The 20683-nt window shown below is 65.9% G+C and carries 18 protein-coding genes; 9 read left to right on the forward strand and 9 right to left on the reverse strand.

The features are described 5' to 3' along the window. Window position 1: 1 nt before the first annotated feature. From P9A16_RS04360 to P9A16_RS04370, 3 genes are all read right to left on the reverse strand, one after another. Window positions 2-1162: an acyl-CoA dehydrogenase family protein gene (locus P9A16_RS04360; protein WP_023513348.1), complete on the reverse strand. Its 1161-nt coding sequence runs from the start codon at window positions 1160-1162 to the stop codon at window positions 2-4. A 164-nt stretch (window positions 1163-1326) separates the two neighbouring features. Next, the gene (locus P9A16_RS04365) at window positions 1327-2823 is read right to left on the reverse strand and encodes a carnitine 3-dehydrogenase (protein ID WP_278025558.1); all 1497 of its coding nucleotides are present in this window, start codon (window positions 2821-2823) and stop codon (window positions 1327-1329) included. A gap of 191 nt (window positions 2824-3014) precedes the next feature. Beyond that, window positions 3015-3929, reverse strand: coding sequence for a 3-keto-5-aminohexanoate cleavage protein (locus P9A16_RS04370; RefSeq protein ID WP_023514199.1), 915 nt, complete (start codon window positions 3927-3929; stop codon window positions 3015-3017). A 114-nt stretch (window positions 3930-4043) separates the two neighbouring features. On the opposite strand from P9A16_RS04370, the gene P9A16_RS04375 reads away from it, so the two are divergent. Further along, window positions 4044-5018, forward strand: coding sequence for a GlxA family transcriptional regulator (locus tag P9A16_RS04375; protein WP_023514198.1), 975 nt, complete (start codon window positions 4044-4046; stop codon window positions 5016-5018). Here the strand turns inward: P9A16_RS04375 and P9A16_RS04380 are convergent. Continuing rightward, window positions 5015-6169 (reverse strand): LysR family transcriptional regulator, encoded by a 1155-nt coding sequence (locus P9A16_RS04380; protein ID WP_023514197.1) that lies wholly within the window; start codon window positions 6167-6169, stop codon window positions 5015-5017. The two genes, P9A16_RS04375 and P9A16_RS04380, sit on opposite strands and share 4 nt — an antisense overlap. A 164-nt stretch (window positions 6170-6333) precedes the next feature. On the opposite strand from P9A16_RS04380, the gene P9A16_RS04385 reads away from it, so the two are divergent. The 7 genes from P9A16_RS04385 to P9A16_RS04415 all read left to right on the forward strand — a co-directional run bounded on the left by P9A16_RS04385 (window position 6334) and on the right by P9A16_RS04415 (window position 15220). After that, window positions 6334-7872 (forward strand): aromatic amino acid lyase, encoded by a 1539-nt coding sequence (locus tag P9A16_RS04385; RefSeq protein ID WP_023514196.1) that lies wholly within the window; start codon window positions 6334-6336, stop codon window positions 7870-7872. Window positions 7873-7886: 14 nt separating this feature from the next. Next, window positions 7887-9263 carry a dihydroorotase gene (locus P9A16_RS04390; RefSeq protein ID WP_023514195.1) on the forward strand — a complete coding sequence of 459 codons (1377 nt, stop codon included), beginning with the start codon at window positions 7887-7889 and terminating at the stop codon, window positions 9261-9263. A gap of 2 nt (window positions 9264-9265) precedes the next feature. After that, entirely contained in the window at window positions 9266-10534 is a 1269-nt protein-coding gene (locus P9A16_RS04395; protein ID WP_024270483.1) for a Zn-dependent hydrolase, read from the forward strand. Next, complete coding sequence (locus tag P9A16_RS04400) at window positions 10534-11625, forward strand: DUF917 domain-containing protein (protein WP_023515545.1); 1092 nt, start codon at window positions 10534-10536, stop codon at window positions 11623-11625. Before P9A16_RS04395 ends, P9A16_RS04400 begins: the two co-directional genes overlap by 1 nt. 174 nt (window positions 11626-11799) lie before the next feature. After that, complete coding sequence (locus P9A16_RS04405; RefSeq protein ID WP_023515546.1) at window positions 11800-13461, forward strand: urocanate hydratase; 1662 nt, start codon at window positions 11800-11802, stop codon at window positions 13459-13461. A 15-nt stretch (window positions 13462-13476) separates the two neighbouring features. Then, window positions 13477-14049 carry a hypothetical protein gene (locus tag P9A16_RS04410; protein WP_023515547.1) on the forward strand — a complete coding sequence of 191 codons (573 nt, stop codon included), beginning with the start codon at window positions 13477-13479 and terminating at the stop codon, window positions 14047-14049. Window positions 14050-14185: 136 nt separating this feature from the next. Continuing rightward, on the forward strand, window positions 14186-15220 hold the full coding sequence (locus P9A16_RS04415; RefSeq protein WP_023515548.1) for a glycoside hydrolase family 25 protein: 1035 nt from the start codon (window positions 14186-14188) through the stop codon (window positions 15218-15220). 131 nt (window positions 15221-15351) lie between these two features. Here the strand turns inward: P9A16_RS04415 and P9A16_RS04420 are convergent, their stop codons facing one another. Then, the gene (locus P9A16_RS04420; RefSeq protein WP_023515549.1) at window positions 15352-15951 is read right to left on the reverse strand and encodes a YdeI/OmpD-associated family protein; all 600 of its coding nucleotides are present in this window, start codon (window positions 15949-15951) and stop codon (window positions 15352-15354) included. 166 nt (window positions 15952-16117) lie between these two features. On the opposite strand from P9A16_RS04420, the gene P9A16_RS04425 reads away from it, so the two are divergent. After that, window positions 16118-16840, forward strand: coding sequence for a L,D-transpeptidase (locus P9A16_RS04425; RefSeq protein WP_023514153.1), 723 nt, complete (start codon window positions 16118-16120; stop codon window positions 16838-16840). A 28-nt stretch (window positions 16841-16868) separates the two neighbouring features. On the opposite strand, the gene P9A16_RS04430 is transcribed toward P9A16_RS04425, so the two are convergent. From P9A16_RS04430 to P9A16_RS04445, 4 genes are all read right to left on the reverse strand, one after another. Next, a complete protein-coding gene (locus P9A16_RS04430; RefSeq protein WP_023514154.1) occupies window positions 16869-17630 on the reverse strand; it encodes an SDR family NAD(P)-dependent oxidoreductase in 762 nt (253 codons plus the stop codon). A 5-nt stretch (window positions 17631-17635) separates the two neighbouring features. Next, entirely contained in the window at window positions 17636-18460 is an 825-nt protein-coding gene (locus tag P9A16_RS04435; RefSeq protein ID WP_023514155.1) for an ABC transporter permease, read from the reverse strand. Then, window positions 18460-19326 carry an ABC transporter permease gene (locus tag P9A16_RS04440; RefSeq protein ID WP_023514156.1) on the reverse strand — a complete coding sequence of 289 codons (867 nt, stop codon included), beginning with the start codon at window positions 19324-19326 and terminating at the stop codon, window positions 18460-18462. The genes P9A16_RS04435 and P9A16_RS04440 overlap by 1 nt, the downstream gene beginning before the upstream one ends. 191 nt (window positions 19327-19517) lie before the next feature. Beyond that, window positions 19518-20681 carry a polyamine ABC transporter substrate-binding protein gene (locus tag P9A16_RS04445; protein WP_278025559.1) on the reverse strand — a complete coding sequence of 388 codons (1164 nt, stop codon included), beginning with the start codon at window positions 20679-20681 and terminating at the stop codon, window positions 19518-19520. Between the last annotated feature and the right edge of the window lie 2 nt (window positions 20682-20683).

Consider the following 20683-nt stretch of genomic DNA (forward strand, 5'->3'; position numbering starts at 1 on the left):
CTCACGCCCCCAGCGGCCGCAGCAGGTCGCGGCTGATGATGTGCCGCTGGATTTCCGAGGTGCCGTCCCAGATGCGTTCCACGCGGGCATCGCGCCAGAAGCGGGCGAGGGGCAGGTCGTCCATCAGGCCCATGCCGCCAAAGATCTGGATCGCCTCATCGGTGACGCGGGCGAGCATTTCCGTGGCGTAGACCTTTGCCGAGGCGATCTCGCGGTTGGACGGCAGGCCCTGGTCGAGCCGCCAGGCGGCCGAGAGCGTCAGGAGGTCGGCGGCGTCGATCTCGGTGATCATGTCGGCGAGCTTGAAGGAGACGCCCTGGTTGGCGCCGATCGGCTTGCCGAACTGCTTGCGCTCGGCGGCGTAGTTGAGCGCGTAGTCGAAGGCGCGGCGGGCACGGCCGACGGAGGTGGCGGCGACCGTCAGGCGTGTCGCGTAGAGCCAGTCGTTGGCGATGTCGAAACCCTTGTGCACTTCGCCGAGGATCTGGGCGGAGGGCAGGCGGCATTCGTCGAAATTGAGGATGCAGTTCTTGTAGCCGCGGTGCGAGACGGACGTGTAGCCGTCGCGGATCTCGAAGCCGGGCGTGCCGCGGTCGACAAGGAAGCAGGTGATCAGCTTCTTCTTGCCGCGCGGCGTGTCTTCCTCGCCCGTCGCGATGAAGACGATGACGAAATCGGCGATGTTGGCGTGGCTGATGAAGTGTTTCGTGCCGTTGACGATCCAGTCGTCGCCGTCCTTGCGGGCGAAACATTTCATGCCGCGCACGTCCGAGCCGGCGTCCGGTTCGGTCATGGCCAGCGCGTCGAATTTTTCGCCGCTGACGGCGGGCAGCAGGTATTTTTCGCGCTGCTCGTCGTTGCAGGCCATCAGGATGCCGGAGGGGCGGCCGAAGAAGACGGTCAGCGCCATGGAGCCGCGGCCGAGCTCGCGCTCGACGAGGGTGAAGGAGGTGTGGTCGAGGCCCGCGCCGCCGACCTCTTCGGGCATGTTACAGCCGAAGAAGCCGATTTCCTTGCACTTGCGTGCGATCTCCTGGCCGAGTTCCGGCGGCACATGGCCGGTGCGCTCTACCTCGTTTTCGTGCGGATAGATTTCCGTTTCGACGAAGGCGCGGACCGTGTCCACGATCATCTGCTGTTCGTCGGTGAGTGCGAAATTCATGGTGTTCCCTCGTTCTTCTTGGTGTGCCCCTCATCCGGCTGCCGCCACCTTCTCCCCGCAAGCGGGAGAAGGATATGCCGTGCCGTTCTCCTCCGTTCCCAAGCCCGCTTGTGGCAGGTCCCCTCTCCCCGCTTGCGGGGAGAGGGCTAGGGTGAGGGGCAGCTTTACTGCGCTTTCTTCTGCCCGACGTGCCGTCCAACCCCTTCCGGCGCCGGCAGCCCGGCATGCGCTTCCATGATCGGCGCGATCTTCGCCAGCACTTCGGCCGGCGCGTCGATGCTCTTGCCGGCCTTGCTATCGACATGCAGCACCATCTGCTCGGCGGTCGCGATGACGTCGCCGGTCGCCGCGTCGCGGATGCGGGTGAAGTAGTGCATGCGCTTGTTGTCGAAGGAGAGCAGTTGCAGCGTCGTGTAGAGCGCCTGGCCGAGCTTGGCTTCGCCGAGATGGCGGATGTGGGTCTCCACGGTGTAGTAGCTGTGGCCGGCCTCGACATAGTCGAAATCGACGCCGACCAGCCGCAGCAGCGCGTCGGTCGTGTCGCCGAAGAGCTGGAGATAGCGGTGCTCGGTCATGTGGCCGTTGTAATCGACCCAGGCGGCGTTGACCTTGGTGTCGACGAGGCGCAGCGGCGCGCTGGCGGAAACCTCGACCTCGGCCTTGCCGGCCTTGGCCCACAGATGTGCCTCGAACTCGGCGAGCAGTTTGCCCGAGCCCCAGCCGCGGCCTTCGTCGCCGGCCTTCAGCGCGTGCATGATGCCGACGAGGTTCTGGTCGCGGATGCGCTCCAGCTCGCGGATGCCGCGGGCGCCGGATTGGGCGTCGGACTGGCCGGCGATCTTCTCCACCAGTTCGTCGTTGAGGTCGACGACGTCGGTCAGCTTCGTCCAGGGCCAGGAGAGGCAGGGGCCGAACTGGGCGAGGAAGTGGCGCATGCCCGCCTCGCCGCCGGCGATGCGATAGGTCTCGAACATGCCCATCTGCGCCCAGCGCATGCCGAACGAATAGCGGATCACGTCATCGAGCGTTTCGGTGTCGCAGATGTCGTCCTTGATCAGCCAGAGGCCCTCGCGCCAGACGGCTTCCAGCAGACGGTCGCCGACGAAAGCCTCGATCTCCTTGTTGATGATGACGCCCTTCATACCGATCGGCGCAAGCTTGGCCTTGGCGTCTTCGAGCACTGCGCGCGAGGTCTTCTCGCCGCCGACCAGCTCGGCGAGGGGCAGCAGGTAGACGGGATTGTAGGGATGCGCCACGAACAGGCGTTCGGGGTGCTTCATGTCGCGCTGGAGATCGGTCGGCATCAGGCCGGATGTGGAGGAGCCGATCAGCGCGTCGGGTTTTGCCGCCGCGTCGATCTTCGTCAGCACGCCGCGCTTCAGCTCCAGCCGCTCGGGCACGCTTTCCTGAATCCAGTCAGCGTCTTCCACGGCTTCTTCCAAGCTCTTGCAGAAGGTGATTTTGCCCTTCGGCGGCAGCGGCGCCATGGTGAGCATGCCGTAGGCGCGCTCGGCATTGGCCATGACTTCGCCGATGATGCGCTCGGCCTCCGGATGCGGATCGAAAATCTTCACATCGATGCCGGCGAGCGCGAAGCGCGCGACCCAGGCGCCGCCGATGACACCGCCGCCGACGCAGGCTGCCTTGTTGATGGTGGTCATGCTGTCCGTTCCCTCATGTTCTTTTCCGTGTGCACGGTTTGCTTGCCCCTCATCCGGCTGCCGCCACCTTCTCCCCGCAGGCGGGGAGAAGGGAAATGCCGCGCCGTTTTCCTCCATCCCGACCGTTCGGTTTGGCAGGTCCCTCTCCCCGCTTGCGGGGAGAGGGCTAGGGTGAGGGGCAGCCCGGTCCGTCAGCCCCGAGGCGCACGCTTCGTTAGTTTCAGCTTCTCGCGCACTTCGGCCGGGCCGATGACCCGCGCGCCCATGCTTTCGATGATGTTAACCGCCTTGTCGACGAGCTGCGCATTGTTGGCGAGCTGGCCCTTGCCGACATAGAGATTGTCCTCAAGGCCGACGCGGACATTGCCGCCGGCAAGCACGGCCGCGGCCGGATAGGCCATGGCGTTGCGGCCGATCGAGAAGGCGGAGAAGGTCCAGGACGGCGGCACGTTGTTGACCATCGCCATGAAGGTGTTGAGGTCGTCGGGCGCGCCCCACGGAATGCCCATGCAGAGCTGGATGAGCACCGGGTCCTCGATGACGCCTTCCTCGACGAGTTGCTTGGCGAACCAGAGGTGGCCGGTGTCGAAGGCCTCGATTTCCGGGCGCACGCCGAGATCGGTCATCATCCGGCCCATAGCGCGCAGCATGGACGGCGTGTTGGTCATCACGTAATCGCCGAGCGAAAAGTTCATCGTGCCGCAATCGAGTGTACAGATTTCCGGCAGGCATTCGGCGACGTGGGACACGCGCTCGGTGGCGCCGACCATGTCGGTGCCGTTGGGGTTCAGCGGCAGCGGCTGCTCGGTGCCGCCAAAAATCATGTCGCCGCCCATGCCGGCGGTGAGGTTGAGGACCACGTCGACTTCCGCGTCGCGGATGCGCTCGGTCACTTCGCGGTAGAGGTCGTTGCGGCGGCTCGGCGCGCCGGTTTCCGGATCGCGCACATGGCAGTGCACCACGGCGGCGCCGGCCTTGGCGGCCTCGATCGCCGATTCGGCGATCTGTTTCGGCGAGCGCGGCACATGGGGGGATTTGCCGGCGGTGTCGCCGGAGCCGGTGACGGCGCAGGTGATGAAGACGTCGCGGTTCATCGCAAGGGGCATTGTCGTTCTCCCAGTATTCTCGTTGGGGCCATTACGAGCCAAAAGCAGACGCAACGCTTTCACTTTTCGGATCCATCCTTGACAATTTGAGAGATCAACGGACAAGCTTCCGCCATGCTCGATCCCTCCGCCGACACACTCGACATAGACATCCTCGTTCTGCCCGAGACGAACCTCATCCTCGTCGCCTCGGTCATCGAGCCGCTGCGCGCCGCCAACCGCATTTCCGGCCAGGCGCTCTACCGCTGGCGGATTTTTTCGCCGGATGGGGCGCCGGTCGAGACGCGCAGCCGCATTCCCGTGCCGGTCGACGGCCTGTTCCGGCCGGAGAAGGAGACGCATCCGCTCTTCGTGCTGTCGAGCTATCAATGGCAGATGAGTGCGACGCCTCTGTTGCGCCGCCAGCTTTCGCAGACGGCGCGCCACCGCAGCATGATGGCCGGTATCGAATCGGGGAGCTGGCTGCTCGCCGAGGCGAGCCTGCTCGACGGCCATTCCGCGACGGCCCACTGGGAGGACATGGAGGATTTCGCCTCCGCCTATCCGCAGATCGGCGTGGTGCGCGAACGCTACGTCATCGACGGAAAGCGCATCACAACCGGCGGCTCGCTGCCGACGCTCGACCTGATGCTGGAGATCATCCGCCGCCGGCAGGGCTATTCGCTGGCGCTGGAAGTGTCCCGGCAGTTCATCTACGAGCACGAGCGCACCGGCGGTCTTTTGCAGGTGCCGGCGCTCGGCAACATGCGCGTCGCCGACCAGCGCGTCAGCCAGGCGGTGCGGCTGATGGAGGAGACGGTGGAGGCGCCGCTGACGCTGGCACGGCTGGCAAAACGCGTCGGCATCAGCGCCCGCCATCTGCAGGATCTTTTTCAGGAAACCATGGGCGTCGCGCCGCACCAGCACTATCTGGCGCTGCGCCTCAATGCCGCCCGGCGCAAGGTCATCGAGACCAAGACGGAGTTCGCCGACATCGCGGCGCTCACCGGCTTCAACTCCTCCTCCGCCTTCTCGCGCAGCTACCGCGCGCACTACCATGAAAGCCCGACGGAGACGCGGCGGCGGCTGCGGGCCGGGGCGAAAGGTTAGGGTTTCGTCAGAAGTCCCAGCATCGTCTCCGCGGCCTTGCGGGAGAGGGCGTCGCGCGGCCAGACGAGGCTCAGCGATTGCTGGTAGGCGGCATCGAGCGGCAGCAGCACCGGCGGCGGGTTGATGTTGGCGACCGAGTGTTCCGGCAGCACGGAGAGATGGCCGTGGTCGAGCACGAGGTTGATGATGACGGGGATCGAATCCACCTCGACCAGCGTCAGGCGGCCGCGTTCGGCCGGGGAAAGCGTCGCTTCGAGGAAGCGGTCCGTCATCTGGCGCAGGCCGCTGCGCGGGCTCGGCACGGCGATGGGGTAGCGGCCGAGCAGCGTGGAAAAATCCACGGAACCATCAAGCCCGCGCGGGCCGGCGAGCGCCAGTTGCGAGCGGCCGATCAGGCTGCCCTCGAATTCGGCGGGGTAGCGGTCGGTGTCGAGCAGGATCAGGTCGAATCGGCGGTTTTTCAGGCCCGAGACCAGTTCGTCCGCCGTCGTCGAGGAGAGGAAGAGCGGTTGGCGCGGCCGCGCCGCGCGCCATTCCACGGTGAGCCGGGCGAGCATGGCGGCGATCTCGCTTTCATGGCCAAAGGGAATGACCGCGCCGAGCCGCCAGGTGGCGGCGCTGCGGCGGAACCGTTCGGCCGAGGCGGTAAAAAGCAGTTCCCAGGCCGCGCCGATGCGTTCGGCGAGCGCCAGCGCCTCAAGGCCGGCGGGCGTGCAGCTTATGCCCGTCGCCGAACGGTCGATGAGCTTGCAGCCGATCGCGGCTTCGAGATGGCTGAGCTGGCGGGTGAGCTGCGGCTGGCCGAGGCCGAGGTTTTTGGCGGCGGCGTTGATGCTGCCGGCCCGAGCCGTGGCCGTGAAGCGGGCGAGGGCGGAAAGCGAGACGGCCGGCATGGTTTTTACGCCGCCGAGGGCGGCGAGCGCTACGGCGGCGGCGGCAATCTCGGCAAAGCGCGGCAGGCGGGCTTCGGCGTCGAGCGTCGGCACCAGCGCCTGCCCGTCGCGCCGCACCAGCGGCACGGACAGCACCGCCTCCACCCGGCGCAGCGCCGCGCTGGCGCTGGAGGCGGGGCGCCCTTCTGCCGCGGCCGCCCTGCGGATGCCGCGTTCTTCGAGAATGCTGTGCACAAGGCGAAGCGTGGGTAGATCCACGGGCGGGTCCTTCAGTCTGTTCCGTCTGTTCGACCTATAGCATGAACCGTACGGATTTTGGGATATGGGTTCGGCCCGCGTTCCGCATAACATCCGTATTCAGTTTTTATGCGTCCCGGACAGGCACGTTTTCCGGGATTGCTTTTGAAACAGGCTTTTTGAAAATGCTCGCTTCCGCCGACACGCTCTATCTCACCGGCCAACCGCTCGACTTCGCAACGCTCGAGGCGATCGGCACCGGCGCGCGACGGCCGGTCGCCTGCGAGATCGGTATGGGCCGCGTCGGCACCGCCCGCCGCATCGTCACCGACCGTCTTGCCACCGGCCTGCCGATCTACGGCGCCAATACCGGCGTCGGCTCGATGAAGGACAAGCTGTGGACGGCCGACGACCTCGTCGAGTTCAACAACAATCTGGTGAAGGCGCATCATTTCGGCACGGGCGAACCCTTCTCGCTGCCGATCGTGCGCAAGGCGATGGGCATCCGCGTCAACACGGCGCTCGGCGGCTATTCCGGTTGCAGCCCGGAACTGATCGACGCCTTCCTTTCGCTGCTCGAACGCGATGTCGTGCCCGTCGTGCGCCGGCATGGCTCGATGGGTTGCGCCGATATCGGCCTGATGGGCCAGATCGCGGCGGTGCTGACGGGCGAGGGCGAGGCCTGGTATGGCGGCGTGCGCCTGCCAGCCGCCGAAGCCTTGAAGCGCGCCGGCCTGACGCCCTATCGCATGCAGCCGCGCGATGCGCTGGCCGCCCTCAGCGTCAACGCGATCTCGCATGCCGCCGCCGCCAATGTGGTGCGCGAGGCGGCCAAGGCGATCCGCAACCTCATGGTGACGGGCCTGCTGTCGTCGCTGGCGCTCGGCGCCTCGGCCGATCCGTGGCGGGTCGCCGCACGGTTGTCCGCCCATGGCGAGGCGCTCGCCGGCACCTGGTTCGAGGCGCAGGCCTCCTCCGGCCATTGGCCAAAACCCTCGGCGATCCATGATCCGCTCAGCCTGCGCATGACCGCGCAGGTGTTCGGCGCCTGCCTCGATACGCTGATGAACGCCGCCGAGCGCATCGTCGAGGCGACGGCGCAGTCCGACGACAATCCTGTCGTGCTCGACAATGTCGTGATGGCCTCCGGCGGCTCGCTGCCGCTGTCGACGACGCTCTATGTCGAGGCGGCGCAGACGGGGTTCGCCCATCTCGCCCGCAACGTGCTGAACCGCTGCGTGCTGCTCGCCAACGGCGTGCGGCGCAACCTGCCGGTCAATCTCGTGGCGCCCGGGGAGACCGCGACCGGCTTCGGCCCGCTCCTGAAACTCGCCGTCGAACTCTACATGCGCATTCAGTCGCTGGCGGTGCCGATCTCGGCGCAGTCCATCGTCGTTGCCGGCGGGCTGGAGGAGGAGGCGACCTTCCTGCCGCTGATCGTCGAGCGCATGGAAAGCCAGGTGCGGGATCTGCGCCAGCTCGCGGCGCTCGAAGCCATGCTGTCCGCCCAGGCGATCGACCTTGCCGGCGACAATGTCGAGGGCGTCGTCGCCATCGCCTACCAGCGCACGCGGGCGATCAGCCCGATCTATCGCAAGGACCGGCCGCTTTCGGCCGAGATCGAAGCGCTCGACCGCGATCTCGCCAGCCCCGAGGCGCTCGCCGCCTTCGTCGAGGCGGCGCCCATGGCGCAGTTCGACGGCTTCTTCGCCCTCAAACCCTGACGGAGATTTTTGCTATGGCCGATTTCGATCTCGTTCTCAAAGGCACCGTCGTTCTCGCCGACCGCATTGTCGAGGGCGGCCATGTCGCGGTGGCGGGCGGCAAGGTGATGCATGTCGGCCAGGGCGCAACGCCGGCGGCGAAAGAGCGGCACGACCTCTCCGGCGCGCTGATCCTGCCCGGGGCGATCGACGCGCAGGTGCATTCGCTCTCGCAGAAGAACCAGGAGGATTTTGTCTGGTCGACGCGCTCGGCGGCGGCCGGCGGTGTCACCACCATCGTCGACATGCCCTATGACGAGGGCAACCTCGTCTGCTCGGCGGATGCGGTGAAGATCAAGATCGACCATGCCTCGCCACAGGCGCGCGTCGATTTCGCGCTTTACGGCACCGTCGATCCGGAAGAGGGGCCGGCGCGCATCGCCGAAATGGTCGAGGCAGGCGTCGCTGCCTTCAAGTTCTCGACCTTCGGCACGGATCCCAAACGCTTTCCGCGCATTCCCGCCGCGCTTCTCGAAGATTGTTTCCGCGCCATCGCCCCGACCGGCCTGACGGCCGGCGTGCACAACGAGGACGACGAGGCGGTGCGGGCGGCCATCGCCAAGGTGAAGGCCATGGGCATCACCGATTACCGCGCCCACGGCCTGTCGCGCCCGCCGCTGACGGAACTGCTCGCCTCCAACCAGATTTACGAGACCGGCGCCGAGACCGGCTGCCCGGCCCATGTGGTGCATTGCTCGCTCGGCCGCGGCTACGAGATCGCTAGCGCCTACCGCGCGCAGGGTTTTCGCGCGACCATCGAGTGCTGCATCCACTACCTGACGCTCGACGAGGAGAACGACGTCGCCCGTCTCGGCGGCAAGGCGAAGATCAACCCGCCGATCCGCCCGCGCGCCGAGGTGGAAAAGCTCTGGCGGCATGTCGCCGAGGGCAATGTCACGCTGGTCTCCACCGACCATGTGAGCTGGTCGGAGGACCGCAAGACCAATCCGGATATGCTGGCGAATGCGTCGGGCGTGCCGGGGCTGGAGGTCATGGTGCCGCTGTTCGTCAAGGGCGCGCTGGAGCGCGGCATTCCGCTGACGCGCGCGGCCGAACTGATGACTCTGAACCCGGCCCGGCATTTCCGGCTGGATCATGTGAAGGGTGCGCTGGAGGCCGGTAAGGATGCCGACATCACCGTGCTGACCCCGGAACCCTACAGCTATGACGCGGCGGCAAGCGGCCACAACGTCGTCGGCTGGTCGCCCTATAACGGCATCCGCCTGCCATGGCGCGTCTCAGCCACCTGGCTGCGCGGCAAGCTCGCCTTCGACGGCAAGGCCGTGCTTTCCGAGCCCGGCACCGGCGCCTTCGTGCGGCCGCTGCCGACGCTCGTCTCCGCGAGGGCCTGACCATGGCCCGCGCCACCAATCTGCCGGTCGATCCCGCCCGTATCGGGGATGTGATCGACGGGCTCGCCCGGCTCACCGAGCCCGGCCGGCCCTATACGCGGCGTGCCTTTACCGCTCTGTTCCCGGCGGGGCGGGATTTTCTTGACGAAAGGTTTCGGGCGGCCGGGCTCGAAACGCGCATCGATGCCGCGGGCAACCTGATCGCCCGGCGGCCGGGCAGAAAACCCGGCCTCGGCACGATCATGCTCGGCTCGCATTCGGACACGGTGCCGGACGGCGGGCGCTATGACGGCATTGCCGGCGTGGCGGTGGCGCTGGAAGTGGCGCGCGCGCTCGCCGATCAGGGCATCGAACTGGACCATGATCTTGAGGTCGTCGATTTCCTTGCGGAGGAGGTCTCGATCTTCGGCGTCTCCTGCATCGGCAGCCGCGGCATGGCCGGCGTGCTGCCGCAGGACTGGTTTTCGCGCGAGAGCGGCGGGCTGACGCTGGAAGAGGGCATTCGCGATGCCGGCGGCGATCCGGCGCGCCTGCAGGCGGAAGCGCGCAAGGATATCGCGGCCTTCCTCGAACTGCATATCGAGCAGGGGCCGGTGCTGGAGAGCGAAAAACTCGATATCGGCGTGGTGACGGCAATCGCCGGCATCACGCGCATCGAGATCGTCGTCGAGGGCCGGGCGGATCACGCCGGCACCACGCCGATGGGCAGCCGCGCCGATGCGCTGGCCGCGGCCGCGCGGCTGGTGACGGATATCGAGGCGCTGGCGAAATCGCTTTCCGCGGGGCCGGGCCATTTCACGGCGACGGTGGGCGAATTCTCCATCGAGCCGAACGCCGCCAATGTCATTCCCTCCCGGGCGCGCCTGCTGATCGATGCGCGGGCGGAGCACCGGACGGCGATGGACCTCTTTGCCGCCTCCGTCGATCAATTGGCCGAGCAGGTCGCGCGGGAGACGGGCACCGTCATCGCCCCGCCGCGCCGCATCTCCGACAACATGCCGACGCCCGGCGACCCCTTGCTGCTCGACGTGCTGGACGCGGCCTGCGAAACGGCCGGCGCCAGCCATCGCCGCATGGCGTCGGGCGCGGGGCACGACACGGCCTTCATGGCGAAGGTGACGCGCGCGGCGATGATCTTCGTGCCGTGCCTTGGCGGGCGCAGCCATGCGCCGGAGGAGTTTGCCGAGACCGACGATATCGCGCTCGGCGCGGCGGTGCTTTTTAACGCGGTGATTCACCTGGATAAGACATTGAGTCAGGAGGACGTCTGATGGGCCGGATTTTAAAGGAAAAAGACGTCGAGGCGGCGGTCAAGGGCGGCTCGGTCTATGCCGCCGGCGGCGGTGGCTGGGCGGATCATGGCCGTATGCTCGGTTATGCCGCGGTATCGATCGGCAAGCCGGAGCTGGTCTCCATCGACGAACTCTCCGATGACGACTGGGTGGCGACCGCCGCCGCCATCGGCGCGCCGGCCTCCACCACGCCCTGGGAAATGCGCGGCGTCGACTATGTCAAGGCCGTGGAGCTTTTGCAGGGGGCGCTCGGCGAAAAGGTTTCCGCGCTGATGGTCGGGCAGAACGGCAAGTCCTCGACGCTGAACGGCTGGCTGCCCTCCGCCATCCTCGGCACCAAGGTGCTGGATGCCGTCGGCGACATGCGCGCGCATCCGACCGGCGACATGGGTTCGATCGGCATGGCCGGCTCGCCGGAGCAAATGATCCAGACGGCTGTCGGCGGCAACCGCGACGAGAACCGCTATATCGAACTCGTCGTGCGCGGCGCGACGGCAAAAGTCTCGCCGATCCTGCGCACGGCTTCCGACATGTCCGGCGGCTTCATCGCCTCCTGCCGCAATCCGCTGCGCGCGTCCTACGTGCGCAAGAATGCGGCACTCCGCGGCATCTCGCTGGCGCTGGAACTCGGCGAGGCGATCATCGCGGCGGAAGGCAAGGGCGGTTCGGCGATCATCGATGCCATCGTCAGGACGACGGGCGGTTCGATCCTTTCCGAAGGGGTGATCACGGACAAATCGGTGGTCTACACCAAGGAAGCCTTCGACATCGGCACGGTGACGATCGGCAAGGGCGACAGCGCCTCGGTGCTGCATGTGATGAACGAGTATATGGCGGTGGAATCGGCCGGGGGAAAACGCCTCGCCACCTTCCCTGACGTCATCACCACGCTTTCGCCGGAGGGCGAACCGCTCAGCGTCGGACAGCTCGATGTCGGCATGAGGGTTTTTGTGCTGCATGTGCCGAAAACCATCATCCCGCTCGCCTCCAGCGTGCTCGATCCGACCGTCTATCCCTCCGTCGAGAAGGCGATGGGGATCGATCTTGTGAGCTATGCGCTTGGCGGCTGACTCGAACTGCCCCTCACCCTAACCCTCTCCCCGCAGGCGTGGAGAGGGGACGTGCCATACGAGGTGTCGGGTTCAGGGGAAAACGGTGCAGCATATCCCTTCGCCCCGCTTGCGGGGAGAAGGTGCCGGCAGGCGGATGAGGGGCAGTGCCCCATGAACGAGTAGGAGACACCCATGCCCAAACCCAATCCGCGCCATCCGAACTACCCGATCCCCGGCGGCGACGTGTTGCGCGCCAAGGGCTGGCGGCAGGAGGGGTTGCTGCGGCTCCTCGAAAACGTGCTGTCGGTCGGCGAGGATCCGGACAATCTCATCGTCTATGCCGCGCTCGGCAAGGCGGCGCGCAACTGGGCGGCGCACCGGGCGATCGTCAAGGCGCTGACGGAGATGAATGAGGACCAGACGCTGGTCATCCAGTCCGGCAAGCCGGTCGGGCTCTTGAAGACCCATGCGAAGGCGCCGCTTGTCATCATGGCGAACTGCAACATCGTCGGGCAATGGGCGAAGGCTGAGGTGTTCTATGAGCTTCAGCGCAAGGGGCTGATCTGCTGGGGTGGCCTGACGGCCGGGGCCTGGCAGTATATCGGCAGCCAGGGCGTCATCCAGGGCACCTATGAAATCTTCATGCGCATCGCGGAAAAGCGCTTTGGCGGCAGCCTCGCCGGCCGCTTCATCCTCACCGCCGGCCTCGGCGGCATGGGCGGCGCGCAGCCGCTTGCCGGCCGCATGGCGGGCGCGGCCATCCTCTGCGTCGATATCGATCCGGCGCGCGCGGCGGCGCGCAAGGCCGTCGGTTATCTCGAACATGTCGCGCCGGATCTCGATACGGCGCTTGCGATGATCGATGAGGCGGTCCGCGAGAAGCGGGCGACCTCGATCGGCCTCGTCGGCAATGCGGCGGAGATTTATCCTGACATCGCGCGGCGCGGCATCGTGCCCGACATCGTCACAGACCAGACCTCGGCGCACGATCTCGTCTACGGCTATGTGCCGAAGGGCATGAGCCTCCACCAGGTCAAGGGGCTGCGCGACGACGGGCAGGGGCAGTTGATGGCGGCAAGCCGCGCCTCGATCGTCGAGCATGTCTCGGCCATGCTGGAGTTCCAGAAAAGCGGCTCTGAAGTGTTCGATAACGGCAACCTCATCCGCACGCAGGCGCGGGAGGGGGGCGTCGCCAATGCCTTCGACATTCCGATTTTCACGGAAGCCTATCTTCGGCCGCTCTTCGCGCGGGCCATCGGCCCGTTCCGCTGGATGGCGCTATCAGGCGAGGAGAGCGATATCGCGCGGATCGACGATCTCGTGCTGAAAATGTTCCCGGACAACCGGATCGTCACCAACTGGATCCGGCTGGCGCGCGAGAACGTGCCGTTCGAGGGCCTGCCGGCGCGCATCGCCTGGCTCGGCCATGGCGAGCGCACGGAACTGGCGCTGGCGGTCAACCGGCTGGTGGCGGCGGGCGAATTGAAGGGACCGGTCGCCTTTTCGCGCGACCACCTCGATGCCGGGGCCATGGCGCATCCGAACATCATGACCGAACGCATGAAGGACGGCTCGGACGCCATCGCCGACTGGCCGCTGCTCGATGCCATGCTGCTCTCCTCCTCCATGGCTGACCTCGTCGTCATCCACTCGGGCGGCGGCGGGTATGCGGGCTACATGACGAGCTGCGGCGTGACGCTGGTCGCCGATGGCACGGCTGACGGCGCGGAGCGGCTGGAGCATGCCTTGACGAACGACACATCGCTGGGTGTCATCCGCTATGCCGATGCCGGCTATGACGAGTCGCTTGACGAGATCGAAAAGAAGGGCATCGGCTATGTGACGGTGGGGTAATGTCGGCGAGGGGCGATGCTGTTCAAGGCGGGCGTGCTGAAGAAGATCGGCAGGGGTGAGGTGACGCTCGCCTTTCGCCGCTGGTCGAAACCGACCGTAAAGGCTGGCGGTTCGCTGCGCACTGCCGCGGGTGTGCTTGCCATCGAGGGCGTCGAGGCCGTCGATATCGACACCGTCTCGGACGCGGATGTGCAGGCGGCGGGCTACGCTTCACGTGCCGAACTGCTCCGGGACCTCCGGCCGGAGGGTGTGCTCTACCGGATCGCCTTCCGTGTCGCGGGTGCGGACCCGCGAAAGGGCCTGCGTGAAAATGAGACGCTCGATGCGGCCGACTTCGCGACGCTGAACGCCCGGCTCGATGCGTTCGACCGTGCCGCGCCGTGGACGCGCACCGTGCTTGCCATGATCGCGGAAGAGGACGGGCGCACCGCCGCTGCCATGGCGGAACGGCTCGGCATGGAGAAGCTGGCGCTCAAGCGAAAGATCCGGCAGCTCAAGGAACTCGGGCTGACGGAAAGCCTTGCCGTCGGGTACCGGCTTTCGCCGCGCGGACACGCTTTTGTGAACGCAAACCGGCGTCAAGCGTAAGACGGGCGGGCTAATTGCCTGAAATGTCACGGTCGCCGTAAACCTTGCATTTAACATTTCGCGGTAATCTTCCGTTAGTAATTCCGTCCGTGTGTCGAAAGGGCGGGGCTTCGGTTTGTTTAGCGTGCGAGTGCCTATGCGTCTTTCGGTCCTTACAACGGTCCTCCTTGCCTGTGCCGCCATGACGGGGTGTGCGTCGAGTTCCAACCCCGTGTCGGCGCTTGCCATCAAGCCATCCGCGGAGACGACAGCCTCTGTTTCGAAGGCGAGCGGCCCCGTGCCCGAAGTCGCTGTCGGCGAAAGCAAGGTGACGGCTGACGGGGCGGATATGCTCGCCTGGGCCGGTCCGGTTCCGGGAACCCGCGTCTTCGAAAGCGTGACCAACCAGTCGGCCATTCCCGCCGAGCGGCCGGCGGAGGCCGTGACCGCGGAAGAGCCGTCGGAGGGCGTTTCGAAAAAACGCTCGCGCGTCTACGGCCAGCAGTTCCGCGATGCCCATCCGATCAATTTCGGCAAGCGCGCGCCAAGAAATTACCAGGTGCACGGCGTCGACGTGTCGCGCTGGCAGGGCGATATCGACTGGGTGAAGCTGCGCACGCAGGGCGCCAACTTCGCCTTCATCAAGGCGACGGACGGCGGCGATCACCTCGACCCGATGTTCCAGAAGAACTGGCGCAAGGCCAAGGAGGCCGGCATCAAGCGCGGCGCCTATCACTTCTTCTACTGGTGCCGCGTCGCAAGCTCGCAGGCCGAATGGTTCATCCGCAACGTGCCGAAGGATCCGGACGCGCTGCCGCCGGTCATCGACGCCGAATACAACGGCGAATCGAGCTGCAAGAAGCGTCTCACGCGGGCGCAATATGTCGAGAAGATCCGGGTCTTCTCGGAAATGCTGGAGCGCCATTACGGCAAGCGGCCGATCATTTACACGGCGCCGGATTTCTATGAGGACAACCTCTCCGGCGAGCTGACGAACCATCCGTTCTGGCTGCGTTCGGTCGCCGCCCACCCGTCGAAGCGCTATCCGAACCGCCGCTGGGTGTTCTGGCAGTATTCCGGTTCGGGCTTGTCGCATGGCGTCACCGGCAAGATCGACCTCAACGTCTTCTACGGCAGCGTGAACGACTGGCACAACTGGCTTTCCGGCCAGCGGTCGGCAAGCCGCGACTGATCCTTCTCGATGGCGAGGGGGGCGGCGATCTAGAGCGTTTCCTGTGAACCTGTGTCCGCCGGAAATGCTCTATCTCTTTGTTTTTCCGCATTGTCCGATGCCGAAGCGATCTCGCTTCGGCTGGAGATGCTCTATCTCTGCTTCTGCGGATAGATCGTCTCGCCGCGCGCCAGCATCTCCACGAAGGTCTCGATCTTCCGCTTGCGGCCGGCCTCGGTCTTCATGGTGTGGACGCGGAAGGCGAGCGCGAAGCGGTTCTGCTCCGTCAGTCTGCCGAGCATCGCCTTTGCCGCCGGTTCGGCGTCGATCGCCGCCTGCAGGTCCGGCGGGATCTTCATGTCCTTGCCGCTGCCATAGGCCTTGTCCCAACGGCCATCCGCCTTTGCGGCCTCGACCTGTTTCAGGCCGTGTTCCGTCATGCGCCCGTCCTCGATCAGCCGGCTGACGGTCTCCACATTCTTCTTGCTCCACACGCTCTTCCTGCCGCGCGGGCAGTAGCGCTGGAAGAAGCTCTTCTCGTCTTGGCTTTTGCGGATGCCGTCGATCCAACCCCAGCAGAGCACCACCTCGATCGCCTGTTCGGGGTTGATGGAGGCAAGACCGGAGGCGCGCTTGTGGATCCTGATCCAGATTTCCGGCGCTGTGGCGTGGTTTTCCGCCAGCCAGCGGTAGAAATCCTCCTGTCCGGGAAACTCGCGGACATGGGCGGGATTGATTTCCACAGGCGCCATCGTGTTTCCCCCGTTTTCCGGCGAGCGTGTCCTTCATGCACTGGCCGTGCAGCCGGGCAGGGACTAATGCCGAAGAAGTGATCCTGATGTTTCTTGCCAGCCCACCTGCGGTTTGGCTAGCCATCTGATAAACCTCCCCCTTCTTCCCAAGGAGATCGTAAAGAGAATGCCTACGGTGTGCACATTGTCGCGCAGAGCCTTTTTCCTGGGCGCCGCCGCGACGCTTGCGGGATGCGCAACCACGGAAACGTCGGTCAAGAACGCCCCGATTCCGCAGAAGGTCAGCTATCCGATCGTGCCGGCGACCAACGACGAACTGGCGGCCCGCTATGCCGCCGTCGAGGATGGCGGCCATCTCATTCCCGCCATTCCCTATACGGAAATCGATCCGAAGTACTACCGCCAGCGCGTGAAGGACCCGACCGGCGAGGCGCCGGGCACCGTGGTCGTCGATACGCCCGGCCGCTTCCTCTATGTGGTGGAGCAGGGCGGCACGGCGATGCGCTACGGCGTCGGCATCGGCCGCGAGGGCTTCGCGTGGCAGGGCGAGGGCATCATCCACTGGCGCCAGCCCTGGCCGCGCTGGAAGGTGCCGGCGGACATGATCGCCCGCACGCCGAGCCTTGCCAAATATTCCGTCGAGAACGGCGGCATGGAGCCGGGCATCAAGAACCCGCTCGGCGCACGGGCGCTCTACATCTTCCAGAACGGCAAGGACACGCTCTACCGCCTGCACGGCTCGCCGGACTGGAAGTCGATCGGCAAGGCGACGTCGTCGGGCTGCGTCAGGCTGATCAACCAGGATGTGCTCGACCTCTACAAGCGCGTGCCCTATCACGCGCGCATCGTCGTGTATCAGGGTCCGATGAGCGCAGCCGTCGGGGTATAAGGGGCTCCACCGTTTTCGCTGGAATGCCCTAGGTCACGGTCTCGCCGCCGTCGACCACGAGAATCTGGCCGGTCATGTAGCTTGACCGGTCGGAGACGAGGAAGAGGATCGGTTCGGCGATCTCCTCCACATCGGCCCACCGGCCCATCGGCACTTTCTCCTTGATATAGCCTTCGATCGCTTCGCGCCCGCCCATCTGGCTGATGAAGGGGGCGTTGAAGGGCGTATCCACCCAGCCGGGGCAGAGCGCGTTGACGCGGATGCCGTGGCGGGCATAGTCGCCGGCCATCTGCTTGGTCATGGCGATGACGGCGTGTTTCGTCGTCGTATAGGCGATCATCTCGCGATCGTAGAGCACGCCCGAAGAGGACGCGGTGTTGAGGATGACGCCCTTTCCCTGCGCCTTCATGGCGGGCATGACGAGCCGGGCGGCCATCAGGTGGGCGCGCACATTGAGGTTCCAGGAGAGATCGAGCCCGTCGAGCGGCACGCTTTCGAGGTCGCCGGCGACCTGCGCGCCGGCATGGTTGTGCAGGATGTCGATGCGGCCGTGGCGCGACAGCACCGCGGCGACGGCCATCTTCAGTTCCACGTCGTCGGTGACATCGACGATGACGGCTTCAGCCTTGCCGCCGTCGGCGCGGATGAAGTCCACCGTCTCGGCGGCGCGGGTCTCGTTGAGATCGGCGACGCAGACGGTGGCGCCTTCGCGCGCCATGATGCGCGCGCCGGCCCGGCCGATGCCGGAGCCCGCTCCGGTGACGATGGCGACACGGTTCTTCAGGATCATCGGTCTCACTCCCCGGCAGGCGATTTTCTGGTTTTTTCCCGCATCAGAAGGCGGGCGATGAGGATCAGCATGAGCGAGGCGACGAGCACCATCGTCGCGATGGCGTTCACTTCGGGCGTCACGCCGCGGCGGATCGAGGCGAAGACGTAGATCGGCAGCGTCGTTTTCGAGCCCGCGACGAAGAAAGCCACGATAAAATCGTCGAAAGAGAAGGTGAAGGCGAGCAGGAACCCGGCGAGCACCGAGGGCAGGATCTGCGGCAGCACGATATCGCGGAAGGTGGTCAGCGGTGTCGCATAGAGATCGGCCGAAGCCTCGACGATGTCGCGCCCGAGCGTCGCGATACGGGCCTTCACGATCATGGTGACGAGCGCCATGGTGAAGAGGCCGTGCGCGGCGATGATCGAGCCGTAGCCGAGGCCGAGCTGCGGCGGCTTTTCGCCGGGCCAGATGGCGGCGATCGCCGGATTGATCGCGCCGAAGACGGCGACGAGGGCGACGAGGGTCGCGATGCCGATGACGACGCCCGGCACGACAATGGCGGCGGCGAGCAGGCCGTCGAAGACCGCGCGCGTCCGCGCGCCGAGCCGTTCGAGGCCGAGGGCGGCCATGGTGCCGAAGACGGCGGCGAGCGTGGCGCTGACGAGGGCGATGACCAGGCTGTTCTGCAGCGCCGTGATGAGGAATGGATTGGCGAGCGCCTTGCCGTACCATGCGACGGAGAAACCGGTGAACTCGCTCGCATTGCGGCCCGCATTGAAGGAGAACAGCACGACGAGCGCGATCGGCGCATAGAGGAAGAGATAGACGCAGGTGATCAGCGCGCGCATCAGACGAGATCCACCTGTCTTGTGCCTGATATCCGCCAGGCGATGCGCATGGCGACCATCAGCACCACGACGACGACGGCGACGAGGGTGACGGCAATAGCCGAGCCGAAGGGCCAGTTGCGCGATTGCAGGAAGAGATCGACCAGTGCATTGCCGATGAAGAAGACCTTGCCGCCGCCGAGGAGCTGCGGGATGAGATATTCGCCGAGCAAGAGGATGGTGACGAGCGCGACGCCCGTCATGACACCCGGCAGCGACAGCGGCAGGGTCACGGAGAAGAAGGTCGAGACGGGTTTCGCGCCGAGGTCGGCGGAGGCTTCGAGCAGGCGCCGGTCGAGTTTTTCCAGGCTGACATAGATCGGCATGATCATCAGCGGCAGGTAGCCATAGACGATGCCGAGCAGGACGGCGCCCGAGGTGTTGAGCAGGCGCACGTCTTCGATGCCGATCATGTCGAGCAGATTGGGAATGCCGCGCGAGCCGAGGATGTACATCCAGGCATAGGTGCGCACGAGAAGGCTCGTCCAGAACGGCACCACGACCAGCGAGACGAGCAGCAACCGGTGGCGCGGGCTCGCCTTGACGGCGAGGTAGTAGGCCGTCGGATAGGCGACGATGAGGCAGAGGAAGGCGCCGACGGGCGCCAGCAGGAGAGTGTTCCAGTAGGCGGCGGAACGGGCCGGCAGGTTGGCATACTGCGCGAAGGTGAACGCCGCCTGGTAGCCGCCCGCCGGTCCCCGCTCGCCGACGGAGAAGACCATCATGGCGATGAAGGGCAGCACGAGGAAGACGAACAGCCAGGCGGAAGCCGGCGCCAGCAGCGCCGCGGTCACCAGCCGTCTTTTCGTCGTCAACGTCAGGGGCATTGCGGTTGTCCTGTTGCGTATCGGTGGATTGCCCCTCATCCGGCTGCCGCCACCTTCTCCCCGCAAGCGGGGCGAAGGGGTATGCGGCGCCGTGTCGTTCCGTTCGAGAGGAAACAGCACGCAGCCACACATTTCCTTCTCCCCGCTTGCGGGGAGAAGGTGGCCGGCAGGCCGGATGAGGGACGAGACGGCTACGCCGACTTGAACCGTGCCATCAGCTCCGCCCGAGCCGGGTCCGTCAGCGTCACGGCGGCGCCGAATTCGAGCGGGGTCAGGGCGGCCTCGTCGGGATAGACGATCTTGTTGCCGGTGATTTCGGCCGGCAGCAGCGAAAGCACGCGGCTGTCCGTCGTCGGCGCACCGTTGGCGATGTGCTCCTTCACCGCGTTCTGCGGGTCCATCAGGAAGTTGAGCAGGGCATAGCCGGCCGGCTTGTTGGTGGCGCTCTTCGGCACCGCGTAGAAATCCGACCAGATCTCGCCGCCGTCGGAGCCGAGGACGAACCGGATTTCCGGAATGTCGCGGTTGAGCTGGGCACCGTCATTCGTCCAGCACATGGTCATCCAGGCATCGGAGGCGCGCATGGAGGGCTGATAGTCGCTGTTGATGGCGTAGAGGTGCGGCTTGACCTTGATCAGCAGCTCCTCCGCCTTGGCGAGTTCCTCGGGCTTGATCGAATTGAACGAGAAGCCGAGCGAGACGAGGGCGTTGCCGATCGTGGTGAGCTGGTAGTCGTGCACCATGGCGCGGCCGTCCGCCTCGGTCATGGCGACCTCGAAGAACTCCTTCCAGCTCGTCACCTTCGATTTCACCTTGTCGGAATTGACGGCGATGCCCGTCGTGCCCCAGTTCTTCGGCAGCGCATAGACCTTGCCGTCGACCGTGCCTTCGTTGGTGAAGCGGGTGTTCTGGGTCTTGGCGTCGAAATTCGGCACCTTGGCAAGGTCGAGCGGGTCGATCAGGCCGAGGCCGGCATAGGTGGAGATCGTGTAGTTGGTGGGCACGAAAAGATCCCAGCCGGTCCCGCCGGCCTGGAGTTTTGCCAGCATCTCCTCGTTGGAGCCGAAGACATTCACCTCGACGGCGACGCCCGTTGCGGCGGTGAAGGCCTCGAAGGTCGCCGGGTCATGGTAGTTCGGCCAGGTGGCCAGCGACATGGTGGAGCCGAGGTCCTCCTGCGCATGGGCCTCGGAGGTGAAGAGCTCGGGCTGGCGGGCCAGTACGGCGGCGGCAAGGCCAAGGCCGGTGACGGCAAGGAAGTGGCGGCGCGACACGGATCCGCGCTTCAGCCGCATGAACTCGTCCGTTAAATCCCGAGCACTGATCGGGGCATTCTCTCTGAACCATTTCGACATGA

This window comes from Shinella sp. 838 (genome assembly GCF_029623935.1).
GTDB lineage: Bacteria > Pseudomonadota > Alphaproteobacteria > Rhizobiales > Rhizobiaceae > Shinella.